This is a genomic window from Kitasatospora sp. NPDC048296 (assembly GCF_043201815.1).
GTDB lineage: Bacteria > Actinomycetota > Actinomycetes > Streptomycetales > Streptomycetaceae > Kitasatospora.
Genome location: NZ_JBICZB010000003.1, coordinates 198,694 through 213,610 on the forward strand (window position 1 = coordinate 198,694; position 14,917 = coordinate 213,610).

The window sequence follows — 14,917 nt, forward strand, 5'->3', positions numbered from 1 at the left end:
CCCCGGGCCCCAGGCGTCGCCCAGATCACAGTCCTGACCTGCAGATTGGCTGAAAAACTACGTTAGAAAGCCGTATCTGAGGGGAACCGATCGGGCCCGATCGCCCCCCATATGTGGACGAAACCGGACAAAGCCTCGACTGGACCGTCCGATGACCTTCGTGTGCGTCTGTGTCGGATCTGTGACAAATGTCCCGGCCCGCTCAGCGCTGCCCGGGCAGCCGGACCTCGATCCGGCAGCCGCTCGGGGACTCAGCCACGGCGATCCGCCCGCCGTGCAGGTCCACCGCCCACCGGGCGATGGCCAGGCCCAGCCCGGTGCCGCCGTCCGCGCCCGCTCCGGAGGCGGTGGCGGTGCCGCTGCGGCTGAACCGCTCGAAGACCCGGGTGCGGTCGGCCGGCGGGATGCCGGGGCCCTCGTCCTGGACCTCCAGCAGCAGGCCGCCCTCCTCGCCCTCGGGCCGGGCGCGCACGGTCACCGTGCCGCCGGGCGGGGAGTGCTTGCAGGCGTTGTCGACCAGGTTGGCGACCACCTGGTGGAGCCGTTCCGGGTCCGCCACGGCGGTCAGGCCGGCCGGGTTGACCTCCAGGGCCAGCCGGACGTCGCCGCGTCTGGAGAAGGCGCCGCCGGCCGTCGCGCCGTCCACGGTGACCCCGCGCAGCACGCCGTCCAGGAACTCGCGCACCTCGAAGGGGCGGGCGTCCAGGTCGACCACGCCGTCGTCGATCTTGGAGAGGTCCAGCAGGTGGGTGACCAGGCGGCCGAGCCGCTCGGTCTGCTCCAGCGCGGCCTCCAGGGTCGCCGGATTGGGCTGGACGACGCCGTCCACCACGTTCTCCAGCACGGCGCGCAGCGCGGCGATGGGCGTGCGCAGCTCGTGCGAGACGTTGGCGACCAGCTCGCGGCGGTGCTGGTCGGCGGCCTGCAGGTCGGCGGCCATGGCGTTGAAGGCGGCCGCCAGCTCGCCGATCTCGTCGCGCGAGTTCACCTCGACCCGGCGGCTGTAGTCGCCGGAGGCCATCGCGCGGGCGGCGTCCGTCATCTCGCGCAGGGGGGCGGTCAGCCCGTGCGCGAGGAACTGCATGAACAGCAGCGAGGCGATCATGGAGAAGACCATGATGATCCGGATCTGGGTCTCGGACCGGATCGCCACGACCACCATCCCGGTGGCCAGGAACACGGAGACGATCACCAGCAGGGCGAGCTTGCCCTTGATCGAGCGGACCGGGTCGAGCGGGCGGATGTCGGCCCAGACCCGGCGGGCGGCGCGGGCGGCCAGCGTCTGCGGGCGCGCGCCGTCGGCGTCCCCGTTGCGTTGCTGTGGAAAGGTCATTGGTCCCTTGTGATCCCCGCGCGGTGGCACGGCGGTCTCGGGACGCGGGCCCCCCGGTGGCCCGTCGCCCGAAGCTCCCGCCGTCAGGAGAGCGGGGCCTCCAGTGCGTAACCGACGCCGTGGACGGTACGGATCCAGCTGGCGCCGATCTTGCGCCGCAGCGCCTTGACGTGGCTGTCGACGGTGCGGGTGCCGGACGCGTCGGTCCAGTCCCACACCTCGGCCAGCAGCTGCTCGCGGGTGAGCACCGCGCGCGGCTGGGCGGCCAGGCAGGCGAGCAGGTCGAACTCGGTGGGCGTCAGGTGGACGTCGCCCGAGGCCAGCCGGACCCGGCGCTGCACGTGGTCGATCTCCAGCTCGCCGAAGCGCAGGCTGCCGAGCGCGGGCGTGCGGGCGGCCTGCTGGGCGCGCTCGACGCGGCGCAGCAGCACGTTGACCCGGGCGGCCAGTTCGCGCATCGAGAACGGTTTGGTCATGTAGTCGTCGGCACCGACGCCGAGGCCGACCAGCAGGTCCGTCTCGTCGTCGCGCGCGGTCAGCATCAGCACCGGCACCGGACGCTGCGCCTGGATCCGGCGGCACACCTCCAGGCCGTCGAAGCCGGGCAGCATGATGTCCAGGACCACCAGGTCCGGCTGCCAGGTGTGGAAGCCGTCCACCGCGCCCGGACCGTCGTGGGCCACGGCGACCTTGAAGCCCTCCGCGCCCAGTCGGGCCGCGATCGACTCCGCGATCGTGGGCTCGTCCTCCACCACCAGCACTCTGCGCTGGCTGCTCACCGTGCCACCGGCGTTGTGGTTGTCCTGCTGAATTTCTGTCACGGTCACGCCACCGCCCCCAGGGCTGCGGGCCGGCCACCTGTGGGGATGGCGGGGCTCCGCTCGTAGTCTTGTTCCGTCGTGGACTGTGCCGGGTCCGCCGTCCCGTCGCGCGCCCAGGAGAGCGGAGGACGGGTGGTTCCCCGTCCACGTCTCCCGCGCACATCGCAGCGTACGGACAGCGGATGCTTTCCGGCAGGTGGACCGGACGTTTCCGGCCCGTGGGGCGGCCGTTCGGCCGCCCGCGGACCCACTGCACGAGTGGGCACGGGCCGATACCTTACCCGGCGAATTTTCACTGCGTAACGGTACGTATGCAGTCCAGTTGACGCCAAGTCGCCGGTCAGAGGCCCTACTGACGCGTCAATCGGAAGAAGGTCTGGACCTATACCGGTAATCCGGCCGGTCCCCGGGGTAACGGTCTTCACGGGCTTTTCTCAGGTGCCTCTCAGAACCTCGACGTACCGTGGCCACGACAACGCTCCGCCGGGTGGAATCAGGGCCCCGCGCCGGTACGTTGGGCTGCGGCGAGGACCGATGGCTGCGGGCGTGGAGCGGAGGCGGCATGGCTGGACTGCGGCGCGACGCCGGCGGGAGCGTGGCCGCGCGGGTGCCGTACGGAATGCTCCGCCACGGGCTGCGCACCGGTGTCTTCGAGTGGCTGCTGGAACGGGTTCCGACACCTCGGCGCAACCCCTTCACGCTCGGATATCTCGCCGTGGTGGGCGCCACCACGACCTTCGCCACGCTCGCCGATCCGGAACTCGTCCAGCGGCTGCAGGAGGCCTCCAGTTCGGACGGCCACAACCTGCTCCAGCATCCTTTGCGCGCTCTTGTGCTGAGTGGGTTCTGGGTCGCCGGGAACGTGTGGATGCCGTACCTGTGGGGCTTCGCCTTCACCCTCGCGCCGCTGGAGCGCAGGGTCGGACCGGCCCGGGCGGCGGCGGTGTTCGCGATCGGGCACGTGTCCGCGACGCTGCTCTCCCAGGGTGTGGTGATCACCGCGGTGGAGACCGGGCGGATGGCGCCCGAGGCGATGGACTACCTGGACATCGGGGTCAGCTACGGCGTGCTCGCCTGCCTGGGTGCGGTGGCCGGGCTGCTGCCCCGGCGCGGGCGGCTGCTGGCGCTGGGCGGCGCCGGGCTGATGATCGCCCAGCAGATCGCCACCGAGAAGGACGTGGTCACGGCCGTGGGGCACCCGGCCGCGGTGCTCGCCGGAGTGGCGCTGTGGCGCTGGCTGCGCGGGGCCGAGCGGCGCCGGCCCCGGCCGCGCCGGCGCTCGGCGACGGTCCCGGCGGCCGGGTCGGCCCCCGCCGCGGTGCACGCCGCCGCACGGCCGTCCGCCGCGGCGCGCTGACCGACCGGCCGCCCCGTCCGGCTGACCTTTCCCCGCGCTTTTGACGGTGCCGTCCGCCGGGTCGTCCCGTGGTCTCCCTGTTCGCTCATGGCGAACAAGGCGCCGGGAACATTCGGTGGGCGCCAGGCCTTAGTCAGGTCGACTCAAGTTCGCTGACTGGGGAGAGATCATGGCTTCGACGTCCACTCCGCTCACCCTGCCCGTACTGCCGCTCGACGACGAGGTCGTGCTCCCGGGCATGGTCGTCCCGCTGGACCTGAAGGACACCGAGGTGCGCGCCGCCGTCGAGGCCGCCCGCGCCGCGGCCACCGGCTCCGGCAAGCCGCAGGTCCTGCTGGTCCCGCGGGTGGACGGCTCGTACGCGGCGGTCGGCACGCTGGCCACCGTGGAGCAGGTCGGCCGCCTGGCGGACGGCCCCGACACCGCCGGGCAGCCGGTGGCGCTGGTGCGCGCCGTGCGCCGGGTCCGGATCGGGGTCGGCACCACCGGCCCCGGCGCCGCCCTCTGGGTGGAGACCACGCCGTTCCGGGAGTCCTCGGTCGGCACGCCGGTGGCCGGGCGGGCCGCCGAGCTCGTCAAGGAGTACAAGGCGCTGTCCACCCAGTGGCTGCGCAAGCGCGGCGCCTGGCAGATCGTCGACCGGGTGGCCCAGATCGAGGGCGTCGGCGAACTCGCCGACAACATCGGCTACGCGCCCTTCGTCACCGCCGAGCAGAAGCTCAAGGTGCTGCTGGAGGCCGACCAGGTCGCCCGCCTGGAGTACGCGCTGACCCTGCTGCGCGACCACCTCGCCGAGGAGGAGGTCAACGACACCATCCGCAAGGACGTCGAGGAGGGCGTGGCCAAGCAGCAGAAGGAGTTCCTGCTCCGCCGCCAGCTGGAGGCCGTCCGCAAGGAGCTCGCCGAGCTGAACGGCGACCCGGCCGACGAGGAGGGCGACTACCGCGCCCGGGTCGAGGCCGCCGACCTGCCCGCGAAGGTGCGGGAGGCCGCGCTCAAGGAGGTGGACAAGCTGGAGCGCGCGTCCGACCAGTCCCCCGAGGGCTCGTGGATCCGCACCTGGCTGGACACCGTCCTGGAGCTGCCCTGGAACGAGCGCACCGAGGACGCGTACGACATCTCCGGCGCCCGCGCCGTGCTGGACGCCGACCACGCCGGGCTGACCGACGTCAAGGACCGGATCGTCGAGTACCTGGCCGTCCGCAAGCGCCGCGCCGACCAGGGGCTCGGGCTGGTCGGCGGCCGCCGGGGAGGCGCGGTGCTGGCCCTGGTCGGGCCCCCCGGGGTCGGAAAGACGTCGCTCGGGGAATCGGTGGCCCGCGCCATGGGCCGCAAGTTCGTCCGGGTCGCGCTCGGCGGCGTCCGGGACGAGGCCGAGATCCGCGGCCACCGGCGCACCTACGTCGGCGCGCTGCCCGGCCGGCTGGTGCGGGCGATCAAGGAGGCCGGCTCGATGAACCCGGTCGTCCTGCTCGACGAGATCGACAAGGTCGGCTCCGACTACCGGGGCGACCCGGCCGCCGCCCTGCTGGAGGTGCTGGACCCGGCGCAGAACCACACCTTCCGGGACCACTACCTGGAGGTCGAGCTCGACCTGTCCGACGTCGTCTTCCTCGCCACCGCCAACGTGCTGGAGGCCATCCCCGAGCCGCTGCTCGACCGGATGGAGCTGGTCCGGCTCGACGGCTACACCGAGGACGAGAAGGTCGTCATCGCCCGCGACCACCTGCTCCCGCGCCAGCTGGAGAAGGCCGGCCTCGGCGACGGGCAGGTCAGCGTGGACGAGGAGGCGCTGCGCAGGCTCGCCGGGGAGTACACCCGGGAGGCGGGCGTGCGCACCCTGGAGCGCTCGATCGCCAGGGTGCTGCGCAAGATCGCCGCACAGGCCGAGCTGGGCGAGCGCGAGCTGCCCGCCACGGTCGGCGCGCAGGACCTGCGCGCCCTGATCGGCCGGCCGCACCACGTGCCGGAGTCCGCCCAGGAGCCCGCCGAGCGACGCACCGCCGTCCCCGGCGTGGCCACCGGCCTCGCGGTCACCGGCGCCGGCGGCGACGTCCTCTACATCGAGGCCTCGCTGGCCGACGCCGAGACCGGCGGCACCGGGCTGACGCTGACCGGGCAGCTGGGCGACGTGATGAAGGAGTCCGCGCACATCGCGCTCTCCTTCCTGCGCTCGCGCGGGGCCGAGCTGGAACTGCCGGTCACCTCGCTGCGCGACCGAGGCGTCCACCTGCACGTCCCGGCCGGGGCCGTCCCCAAGGACGGGCCGAGCGCCGGCATCACCATGACCACGGCGCTGGCCTCGCTGCTCTCCGGCCGCAAGGTGCGCACCGACGTAGCGATGACGGGCGAGGTGTCGCTGACCGGGCGGGTGCTGCCGATCGGCGGGGTGAAGCAGAAGCTGCTCGCCGCCGACCGGGCCGGGGTCACCACGGTGATCATCCCCAAGCGCAACGAGGCCGACCTGGACGACGTCCCGGCCGAGGTGCTGGAGCGGCTCACCGTCCACCCGGTGTCGGACGTGCGGGAGGTGCTGAAGCTGGCCCTGGAGCCGGCCGAGGTGCTGGTCGCCGCCGCGGCGTAGCGCACGCCGGGGCCGACGGCAGCTCCGCGTGCCACACTGCGGAGATGCCGTCCCCCACGCAGCGCGTCCTGGCCCGGGTGCCGGCCCGGCTGCGCCCGCTCCTGGTGCGGCACAGCCGGCTGGTGAAGTTCCTGGTGGTCGGCGGCGGCTGCTTCGTGCTCACCGCGGTGATCGACGTCGGGCTCAAGTTCACCGTCCTGGAGCACAAGCCGGTGGTCGCGCTGACGGTGGCGACGGTGATCGCCACCGTCGTCTCCTACGTGCTCAACCGGCGCTGGGCCTTCCGCACCGACGGACACGGGCGGGAGGCCCTGCTGTTCTTCCTGGTCAGCGCGGTGGCGATCGGCGTCAACGACGTTCCGCTGGCGCTCTCCCGGTACGCCCTGGACCTGCGCGAGCCGTACGTCGACCCGCTCACCCAGGAGTTCGCCGACTTCCTCAGCGGGATGGTCGTCGGGACCTTCGTCGCGATGCTGTTCCGCTTCTGGGCGGTACGGCGGTGGGTCTTCACCGGTCCCGCCGAGCGGGCGCGGCCGGGTTACGCTGCACCCGAGATGCCACGGGATGTCTCGTAAGACCGTGAGGTGAGAGTTATGCGCGGCGAGCCGGACGGCGTCCGGACCGGGCCCGCCAGCCAGCAGGGGATGCGCCGGGCCAACCTGGCCCTGGTGCTCGGGGTGATCGCGCGCGGCCCGCGCTCGCGCGCCGAGGTGGCCACCGAGACCGGGCTGACCAGGGCCGCGGTCTCCTCGCTCGCAGAACAGCTGATCTCCGCCGGTCTGGTCATCGAGGAGGGCCCCGCCGCGCCGAGCGGCAAGGTCGGCCGCCCCGGCACCGCGCTCGGGCTCAACCCGCTCGGGCCCGGCGGCCTCGGCGCCGAGATCGGCGTCCGGCACCTGGGCGCCTGCGTGGTCGACCTGCGCGGGGAGGTCCGTGCCTGGCGGCGCCAGGAAGTCGTCAACCGCGGCCGGCAGCCCGCCGCCGTGATGGCCGACCTCGCCCGGCTGGTGCGATCCGCCGTCGCCGAGTCGGGCCTGCGCCCGGCCGGACTGACCCTGGCCGTGCCCGGACTGGTCGGCGCCAGCGGGGTGCTCCAGCGGGCCGCCAACCTCGGCTGGCAGGACGTCCCGCTGGCCCCCGAACTGCGCCCGGCGCTGCGCAGCGCCGGGGACCGCCTGGCCGAACTGCCGGTGCAGGCGGACAACGAGGCCAACCTCGGCGGACTGGCCGAACGGTGGCTGGACGAGGGCCCGGAGGACTTCCTCTACGTCTCCGCCGAGGCCGGGGTCGGCGCGGCGATCGTGGTCGGCGGCCGGCTGCTGCGCGGCGCGCGCGGCTACGCGGGCGAGTTCGGCCACGTCCCCGTCCACCCGGAGGGGCCGCGCTGCGCCTGCGGGGCGCACGGCTGCCTGGAGCAGTACGCGGGCGAGGCGGCGGTGCTGCGGGCGGCCGGGCTGACCGGTGCGCGCGGCGACTGGGTGACCCTGCTGGCCGAACGCGCCGGCGCCGGGGACGAGCCGGCCCAGGCGGCGCTGGCCGGGGCCGGCTCGGCGCTCGGCATCGCGGCGGCCGGGGCGGTCAACCTGCTGGATCCGGCCGAGGTGGTGCTGGGCGGCGGCTACGCCCGGCTGGCGCCCTGGCTGCTGCCGGCGATGCGCCGCGAGCTGGCCGCCCGGGTCACGGTGCGGCCCTGGGCGCAGGACCGGCTGACGGTCTCCACGCTCGGGCGGCGCGGGCCGCTGCTGGGCGCGGCGGTCGGCGTGGTGCGGGCCATCGTCGCCGACCCGGGGTCGCTCGCGGGCGGCTGAGGCCGGCGCTCCCGGAACCCGGAGGAGCCCCCGGCCGACACTCGGGCCTGCCCGGCGAGGGTCCGTCGGACAGGCCCGAGGTCAGCGGTGCTTCGAGGCCGGGGGGCTCAGGCCTGCGCGGGCTCGGCGACGATCTCGCGGCCGCCGGAGCGCGGGCCGCGCAGCACGGCCAGGTAGGCGACGCCGATGCCGACCAGCGCCCAGATCACCAGGACCAGGATCGGCATCCCCAGGTTGGTGGAGCCGAAGTAGGCGATGGACTTGGTGGCGCTGGTGCCGGCGCCGTTGGGGATCAGCGAGCCGATCGCCCGCCAGAACTGCGGCATCATCGGGGCCGGGTAGACACCGCCGGCGCTCGGGTTGCCCAGCACCACGAAGACCAGCACCGCGATGCCGATGCCGATGACGTCGAACAGGCACTGCAGCGCCATGGTGAACGCGCCGACCGTGAACACCACCAGGGCGCCGATGCCGGTCAGGGCCAGGACCGAGCCGGGCAGCGCGTCCAGGACCGGCCCGGCGATGATCGTGCCGCCGAGGCCGGCGCCGACCGAGTACAGCGCCAGGGCGCCGAGGCGGATCAGCAGGCGGTGGACGTTGGCCGGCTTGGAGCCGGCGCTGATGCCGAGGATCGAGGCGACCAGGTAGCCGCCGACGCACCAGCCGATGACCAGGTAGAAGGCGGAGAGGCCGTTGGTGTCGCCCTTGGCCAGCGGCACGACGTCCTCGACCTTGACCGTACGGCCCTGGGCCTTGTCCAGTGCGGTGGTGACGGTCTCGGCGGCCTTGGCGGCGGAGGTGCCGCGGGCGCCGCCGACCAGCAGGGTGTCCTCGGTGCCGGTCGGGTTCACGACCAGCGCGGCGTAGATCTTCTGGTCCTTGATCTGCTGGGTCGCCGTCTCGGCGTCCGGCGCGGTGACGGGCTTGACGGCCTCGGCCGGCACCGACTCCAGGGCCGCCACCAGCTTGGGCGTGACCTGCGGCGGGGCGACCACCGCGATCGACAGCTTGTGCGGGGCCGGGTGGTGCAGCGCCCCGACGTACGAGGTGATGAAGCCGAGCTGCAGCAGCAGCACGCCGATCACGAGCAGTGCCGCACGCGGTGTGACCGCGCCCTTCAGTTCCGCGACGAAACCCTGCCCCGGGGCGGCCATCCACATCTCCTTGCGTATCGGAAGAAATCGGATACTTAATACCATGAACTAGTTGGCTCGTCTCAACTCCCGTACCGCTTTCCGGCCACCGCCGCTGGGCGATACTGGCGCCGTGACGGACGAGGAAGCCCTGGTGGCGGTGGAGCGCGAGGTCGGGCTGATGTTCCGGCGGGGCCGCGCCAGAGTGGCGGAACTCTCACGCCGGGTGCGCCCCGAGCTGGAGGGCCTGGGGTACAGCATGCTCGCCTACATCGAGCAGGCCGGGCGGGTGCGGGTGACGGACGTCGGCGTGCACTTCGCGGTCGGCAAGCCCACGGTGAGCCGACAGATCCGCGCGCTGGAGGAGCTCGGCCTGGTCGCCCGGGAGGTGGACCCGCAGGACCGCCGGGCCGCGCTGGTCTCGCTGACCGAGGACGGGCGCGAGCGCTATCTGGCCGCGTACGACGTGCGGATGCGGCGGGTGCGCGAGGTGATGGGCGGCTGGTCGCAGGAGGATGTGGCCCGTTTCGCCGAGCTGCTGCACCGCTTCAACGACGTGCTGGGGGAGCCGCCCGCGGAGTGATCGGGCCCCGCCCGGGGGCTTTGCTTCGGCTTGAAGAAAGTTGCCTTAGTCAACCATCTACCCTATGGTTGCTTAAGGCAACGAATTTTCCTGCCCGCGCATCCCCACCGCTCCCAGCGAAGGACTCAGATGACCGTCACAGCCGAGGCGGCAGCCGGAGCCGCCGTCGACGACCGACCGATGACCCACCGGCAGGTGATGGAGGCACTGTCCGGCCTTCTGCTCGGCCTGTTCGTGGCCGTGCTCTCGTCGACCGTCGTCTCCAACGCCCTGCCGCACATCCTCGCCGACCTGCACGGCGGCCAGTCCGCCTACACCTGGGTGATCACCGCGGCCCTGCTCACCCTGACCGCCTCCACCCCGATCTGGGGCAAGCTCTCCGACCTCGCCAGCAAGAAGCTGCTGCTGCAGATCGCCCTGCTGATCTACATCGCCACCTCCGCGCTGGCCGGCCTCTCGCAGAACACCGGCGAGCTGATCGCCTGCCGCGCCCTGCAGGGCATCGGCGCCGGCGGCGTGGTCGCGCTCGGCCAGATCTGCCTGGCCGCGATGGTCCCGCCGCGCGAGCGCGGCCGCTACAGCGGCTACTTCGGCGCGGTCTTCGCCCTCGCCACCATCGGCGGCCCGCTGATCGGCGGCGTCATCGTGGACACCTCCTGGCTGGGCTGGCGCTGGTGCTTCTACGTCGGCATCCCGTTCGCGCTGGCCGCGATCCTGGTGGTGCAGCGCACCCTGAAGCTGCCGGTGGTCAAGCGCCCGGCGAAGATCGACTACCTGGGCGCGCTGGTCATCACCGGCGCCGTCAGCCTGCTGATGATCTGGATCACGCTGGCCGGCAAGAACTACGCCTGGCTGTCCTGGCAGACCGTGGCCATGGTCGGCGGCGGCCTGCTGCTGGGCGCCCTGGCGATCGTGGTCGAGCGCCGCGCCGCCGAGCCGATCATCCCGCCGGACCTCTTCAGGTACCGCACCGTCACCCTGGCCGCGATCGCCAGCGTGCTGGTCGGCGTCGGGATGTACGGCGCGACCACCTTCCTCAGCCAGTACTTCCAGCTGGCCCGGGCCAAGTCCCCGACCATGGCCGGCCTGATGACCCTGCCGATGATCATCGGCCTGGCGGTCTCCTCCGCCGTGGCCGGCCGGCTGATCACCAAGTACGGCAAGTGGAAGGCCTACCTGGTCTCGGGCACCGCGCTGCTGGCGATCGGCTTCGGCCTGCTCGGCACCGCCAGGGTCGACACCAACTACGGGCTGCTCTCGGTCTACATGGCGATCACCGGCGTCGGCCTCGGCCTGACCAGCCAGAACCTGGTGCTCGCGGTGCAGAACACGGTGCCCCGGCACGAGCTCGGCGCGGCCAGCTCCGTGGTCACCTTCTTCCGCACCATGGGCGGGGCGATGGGCGTCTCCGCGCTCGGCGCGCTGCTGAGCACCAAGGTCGGCGACTACCTGGCGGCGAACCTGGCCGCGGCGCACATCCCGGCCGGGCACGGGGCGGCCGGCGGCGGCATCCCGGACCTGGCCAAGCTGCCGGCCCCGATCGTCCCGCTGGTGACGGACGCCTTCGGCCACGGCATCGGCACCGTCTTCCTGTGGGCCGCCCCGTTCGCGGCGCTGTCCTTCGTCACGGTGCTGTTCATCCGGGAGACCGCGCTGAAGACCACCCAGGAGAACTGACCGGCGAGTCGGGGACGCGCGAGAACGGGCCGGGGAGTGATCGACACTCCCCGGCCCGTTCGGCGTTCCGGAAGGACTACGGCGCGGCGATCAGCATCAAGCCGTAGAGCACGGCCGCCGCGCAGACGGCGAAGCAGGCGTACGCGCCGGCCAGCAGGACGGGCTGGGCGCCGCCGGAGGCCCGGCCACCCTCGCGGGCGCCCAGCGCGGCCTCGCGGCGGGACAGCGCCAGGATGCCGAGGGCGAAGACGGCGACCACGGCGACGGTGACGCCGAAGCTGATGCCGGCGGTCTGGGCCAGGGCGGTCCACTTGATGTGCATGGTGAGTGCTCCGAGGACGTGTCTTGTGGGTTTTGTCGGATCAGGCCGCGGCGTTGGGGTGCGTGCATCGCAAGGCGGAGGAGGGAGCCACTGCGGAGCATTGGCGACCGACGACAACGCGGCGAGGTGCGTGCACCGGCGTCGCGGACCCGGCAAGGACCCTCAAGACACGCCCTGGGCCTGCGGCGCTCAGGCCGCGACCGTGGTCGAGGCGGGGGTGGGGGCGGCGTTCGCCGAGGTGGCGGCGACCTCGACCGGGGTGACCTCGGCGATGTCGTTGACGTTGTCCGCGCTGACCGGCTGGCGGCGGGAGATCATCCACATCGCGCCCGAACCGGCCACCAGCGCGGCGCCGACCACGGCGACGCCCCAGGTGCCCTGCCGGGCCAGCGCGGCCGCGCCGCCGGAGACCACGGCCGCGGCCGGCAAGGTCAGGCCCCAGGTGTAGACCATGCGGCGGACCAGGCTCCAGCGCAGCTCCGGCTTCGGGCTGCCGAGGCCGGCGCCCATGATGCCGCCCGTGCAGACCTGGGTGGTGGAGAGGCCGAAGCCCATGTGCGAGGAGGTCAGGATGACGGTCGAGACGGCCGACTCCGAGGCGAAGCCCTGCAGCGGCTTGATGTCGGCGAGGCCCTTGCCCATCGAGCGGATGATCCGCCAGCCGCCCATGTAGGTGCCGAGCGCGATGGCGGCGCCGGCCGAGACGATCACCCAGGTGGGGGGCAGCGCGCCGTGCGGCAGGGCGCCGACCGAGACCAGGGTCAGGGTGATGATGCCCATCGTCTTCTGGGCGTCGTTGGTGCCGTGCGCGAGCGAGATCAGCGAGGAGGAGAAGACCTGGCCGGTCTTGAAGCCCTTGTCCGTGGCCGCGGCGTTGCCCTTGCGGGTGATCGCGTACGCCAGCTTGGTGGCGCCCCAGGAGGCGAGACCGGCGACGACGGGGGAGGCGACTGCCGGGATGATGATCTTGGTGATCACGGTGTCGAAGTTGACGCCGTTCATGCCGACGCCGACGATCGTGGCGCCGATCAGGCCGCCGTACAGGGCGTGCGAGGAGCTGGACGGCAGGCCGCGCAGCCAGGTCAGCAGGTTCCAGAGGATCGCGCCGGCCAGTGCGGCGAAGATGATCTCGGGATGAACGCCGGCCTTCTCGTTGACGATGCCGCCGGAGATGGTGGTGGCGACCTTCACGGACAGGAACGCACCCGCGAAGTTGAGCAGGGCCGCGATGGTGACCGCGACCTTCGGACGAAGGGCCCCGGTCGCGATCGCGGTGGCGGCCGCGTTGGCGGTGTCGTGGAACCCGTTGGTGAAGTCGAAGGCGAGCGCTGTGATGATCACAACGGCAACCAGGAACGAGATGTGTTCCATACCCAAACAATCGTCGTAGTTGTCGCACGGACGTTGGTGACGTCGCGACCGTAGGTCGGTTTGGTAAACGGAAGGTGAACTGAGCCGGGAATCGTGGTTCCGCTGGTGGCCTGACGATGTCCGGCAGCTTTCGGAAGGGTGACCTGGACCGCGCTGAGCTGGACCTTAGCGAAGAACGTCCGGGTTCGCCCGCTTTTGCTGAGAGCTGTCTCACAGATCAAATCGAGAATTAACCTCCAGGTCCGCGTGCGCCCTGTTTCCGGTGAGTAACCCGTGGGAGGATCGGCGGGATCCGGCTGGACCGGGGGCAGGGCAGGGGCAATCGGGCGGGGAGGACCACCCATGGGCGGGGCTGCACAGCGCACGGAGTCGACGGGCGTACGCCCCTGGGTACGGGCGGCCCTGCGCTGCGGAGCCGTCCTCGCGGCCGCCGCGCTCGCCCTGCCGGCGGCCGCCCAGGCCGCCTACGCCGCGCCCGACCCGGGAACGGGCGTCGCGGTGGCCCCGGGCGCGGACCCGCTGGCCGAGGCCAAGGCCACCCTCGGGCCGCTGCTCGACCAGCTGCACGGGCTCTACCAGAGCGCCGAGGCCGCGACCGAGCAGTACAACGGGTCGGTCGCCAAGGTGGCCGAGCAGCAGGCCGCGCTCACCGACCTCCAGGGCAAGCTGGACCGGCAGCAGAAGCAGGTCGACACCGGGACGGACATCGCCGCCCAGCTCGCCGCCGCCCAGTACCGCAACGGCGCCGCCTCCGCGTACGCCGAACTGCTGCTCTCCAAGGACCCGTACGAGGCGGTCACCATCGCCGAGCTGCTGGCGGCGGCCAGCCGCTCGCAGTCCGAGTTCCTGGACAAGCTGAAGGCCGACCGGCAGGCGCTCGACGGGCTGAAGAAGCAGACCGAGGAGGCGCTCAAGACCTCCCAGGCGCTGGTCGCCCAGCAGGACGCCGCCAAGGCCAAGGTCGCGGCCGACCTCGCCTCGGTCGAACAGCTGGTCGCCTCGCTGACCGGTGCGCAGCGCACCGAGCTGGAGCAGGTGGAGAAGGCCAAGGCCGACGAGGCCCAGCTCGCCTTCCTCGCCTCCGGCGTCCTCGGCAAGGGCGAGCGCACCCCCTCGCTGGCCGGGCGCGCGTCGGTGGTCTTCGCGCTGGCGCAGCTGGGGAAGCCGTACCTGTGGGGCGGCATCGGCCCGGACTCCTACGACTGCTCAGGCCTCACCTCGCAGGCCTGGCTGCACGCCGGCAAGCCGATCCCGCGCACCAGCCAGGAGCAGTGGGCGCAGCTGCCGCACGTCCCGCTGAACCAGCTGCGGCCGGGCGACCTGGTGATCTACTTCCAGGACGCCTCGCACGTCGCGATGTACATCGGCGGCGGGCTGATCGTCCAGGCCCCGCGGCCGGGGGCGTTCATCAAGGTCTCCCCGATCGGCTCGATGCCGATCCTCGGCGCCGTCCGGCCCGACCCGGACGGCGCGGCGGACGACGCCGGCGGCGCCTGGAAGGTGCCCGACCTGCCGAAGGGCTGGGACTCCGTCACCCCGATCGCGCCCAGCCCGGCCAACCAGGTCACGCCCACGCCCGCACCGGGCAGCCCGGCGACCCAGCAGCCGGCCACCCCGGGGACGCCGAGCGGGACGCCCTCCGGCACCGGCACCCCGTCGGGCCCGGGCACGCCCACCGGCTCCGGCACTCCGAGCGACCCGGGCACGCCGTCCGGCAGCGGCACCCCGACCCAGACCCCGACGCAGACGCCCACGGGCACCCCGACCGGTACGCCGACCCAGACGCCCACCGGGACCCCGACCGGCACTCCCACCCAGACTCCGACGGGCCCGGGCTCCCCGAGCACCACCGGCTCGGCCGGCGCCTCGGCCCCCGGCAGCGCCACGGCGACCCTGCCGCTGGGCGGTCTGCTGCACTGACGCGGTAC

At 72.9% G+C, this 14,917-nt stretch carries 12 protein-coding genes; 7 read left to right on the forward strand and 5 right to left on the reverse strand.

Annotated features, from left to right (window positions below):
• Nucleotides 1-202: 202 nt before the first annotated feature.
• Together ACGF12_RS03880 and ACGF12_RS03885 are read right to left on the reverse strand one after the other, a co-directional pair.
• On the reverse strand, nucleotides 203-1,333 hold the full coding sequence (locus ACGF12_RS03880; RefSeq protein WP_393025062.1) for a sensor histidine kinase: 1,131 nt from the start codon (nucleotides 1,331-1,333) through the stop codon (nucleotides 203-205).
• An 83-nt stretch (nucleotides 1,334-1,416) separates the two neighbouring features.
• On the reverse strand, nucleotides 1,417-2,154 hold the full coding sequence (locus ACGF12_RS03885; protein WP_181970677.1) for a response regulator transcription factor: 738 nt from the start codon (nucleotides 2,152-2,154) through the stop codon (nucleotides 1,417-1,419).
• 562 nt (nucleotides 2,155-2,716) lie between these two features.
• Here ACGF12_RS03885 and ACGF12_RS03890 point away from each other — a divergent pair.
• From ACGF12_RS03890 to ACGF12_RS03905, 4 genes are all read left to right on the forward strand, one after another.
• Nucleotides 2,717-3,511 carry a rhomboid-like protein gene (locus tag ACGF12_RS03890; RefSeq protein WP_393025065.1) on the forward strand — a complete coding sequence of 265 codons (795 nt, stop codon included), beginning with the start codon at nucleotides 2,717-2,719 and terminating at the stop codon, nucleotides 3,509-3,511.
• Nucleotides 3,512-3,680: 169 nt separating this feature from the next.
• Entirely contained in the window at nucleotides 3,681-6,095 is a 2,415-nt protein-coding gene (gene lon / locus ACGF12_RS03895; RefSeq protein WP_393025068.1) for an endopeptidase La, read from the forward strand.
• A gap of 44 nt (nucleotides 6,096-6,139) precedes the next feature.
• Nucleotides 6,140-6,670, forward strand: a complete 531-nt coding sequence (locus tag ACGF12_RS03900) for a GtrA family protein (RefSeq protein WP_393025071.1) — start codon at nucleotides 6,140-6,142, stop codon at nucleotides 6,668-6,670.
• Between the two features lie 18 nt (nucleotides 6,671-6,688).
• Entirely contained in the window at nucleotides 6,689-7,903 is a 1,215-nt protein-coding gene (locus ACGF12_RS03905) for an ROK family protein (protein WP_393025074.1), read from the forward strand.
• Between the two features lie 107 nt (nucleotides 7,904-8,010).
• Here ACGF12_RS03905 and ACGF12_RS03910 read toward each other — a convergent pair whose 3' ends face one another.
• Nucleotides 8,011-9,057 (reverse strand): ABC transporter permease, encoded by a 1,047-nt coding sequence (locus ACGF12_RS03910; protein ID WP_393025077.1) that lies wholly within the window; start codon nucleotides 9,055-9,057, stop codon nucleotides 8,011-8,013.
• A gap of 112 nt (nucleotides 9,058-9,169) precedes the next feature.
• Here ACGF12_RS03910 and ACGF12_RS03915 point away from each other — a divergent pair, with 112 nt between their 5' ends.
• Together ACGF12_RS03915 and ACGF12_RS03920 are read left to right on the forward strand one after the other, a co-directional pair.
• Nucleotides 9,170-9,619 carry a MarR family winged helix-turn-helix transcriptional regulator gene (locus ACGF12_RS03915; RefSeq protein WP_393025080.1) on the forward strand — a complete coding sequence of 150 codons (450 nt, stop codon included), beginning with the start codon at nucleotides 9,170-9,172 and terminating at the stop codon, nucleotides 9,617-9,619.
• 129 nt (nucleotides 9,620-9,748) lie between these two features.
• A complete protein-coding gene (locus ACGF12_RS03920; protein WP_393025083.1) occupies nucleotides 9,749-11,296 on the forward strand; it encodes an MDR family MFS transporter in 1,548 nt (515 codons plus the stop codon).
• Between the two features lie 76 nt (nucleotides 11,297-11,372).
• Here the strand turns inward: ACGF12_RS03920 and ACGF12_RS03925 are convergent, their stop codons facing one another.
• Nucleotides 11,373-11,618: a hypothetical protein gene (locus ACGF12_RS03925; RefSeq protein WP_393025086.1), complete on the reverse strand. Its 246-nt coding sequence runs from the start codon at nucleotides 11,616-11,618 to the stop codon at nucleotides 11,373-11,375.
• Between the two features lie 189 nt (nucleotides 11,619-11,807).
• Nucleotides 11,808-12,989 carry an anion permease gene (locus ACGF12_RS03930; protein WP_393025089.1) on the reverse strand — a complete coding sequence of 394 codons (1,182 nt, stop codon included), beginning with the start codon at nucleotides 12,987-12,989 and terminating at the stop codon, nucleotides 11,808-11,810.
• 342 nt (nucleotides 12,990-13,331) lie between these two features.
• Here ACGF12_RS03930 and ACGF12_RS03935 point away from each other — a divergent pair, with 342 nt between their 5' ends.
• Nucleotides 13,332-14,909, forward strand: coding sequence for an NlpC/P60 family protein (locus tag ACGF12_RS03935; protein ID WP_393025091.1), 1,578 nt, complete (start codon nucleotides 13,332-13,334; stop codon nucleotides 14,907-14,909).
• Nucleotides 14,910-14,917 lie beyond the last annotated feature (8 nt).

What these genes read in the sequence shown, in the direction of transcription:
- ACGF12_RS03880 (WP_393025062.1), bottom strand. Translation starts at nt 1,333, where the DNA reads ATGACCTTTCCACAGCAACGCAACGGGGACGCCGACGGCGCGCGCCCG.
- ACGF12_RS03890 (WP_393025065.1), top strand. Translation starts at nt 2,717, where the DNA reads ATGGCTGGACTGCGGCGCGACGCCGGCGGGAGCGTGGCCGCGCGGGTG.
- lon (WP_393025068.1), top strand. Translation starts at nt 3,681, where the DNA reads ATGGCTTCGACGTCCACTCCGCTCACCCTGCCCGTACTGCCGCTCGAC.
- ACGF12_RS03900 (WP_393025071.1), top strand. Translation starts at nt 6,140, where the DNA reads ATGCCGTCCCCCACGCAGCGCGTCCTGGCCCGGGTGCCGGCCCGGCTG.
- ACGF12_RS03905 (WP_393025074.1), top strand. Translation starts at nt 6,689, where the DNA reads ATGCGCGGCGAGCCGGACGGCGTCCGGACCGGGCCCGCCAGCCAGCAG.
- ACGF12_RS03910 (WP_393025077.1), bottom strand. Translation starts at nt 9,057, where the DNA reads ATGGCCGCCCCGGGGCAGGGTTTCGTCGCGGAACTGAAGGGCGCGGTC.
- ACGF12_RS03920 (WP_393025083.1), top strand. Translation starts at nt 9,749, where the DNA reads ATGACCGTCACAGCCGAGGCGGCAGCCGGAGCCGCCGTCGACGACCGA.
- ACGF12_RS03925 (WP_393025086.1), bottom strand. Translation starts at nt 11,618, where the DNA reads ATGCACATCAAGTGGACCGCCCTGGCCCAGACCGCCGGCATCAGCTTC.
- ACGF12_RS03930 (WP_393025089.1), bottom strand. Translation starts at nt 12,989, where the DNA reads ATGGAACACATCTCGTTCCTGGTTGCCGTTGTGATCATCACAGCGCTC.
- ACGF12_RS03935 (WP_393025091.1), top strand. Translation starts at nt 13,332, where the DNA reads ATGGGCGGGGCTGCACAGCGCACGGAGTCGACGGGCGTACGCCCCTGG.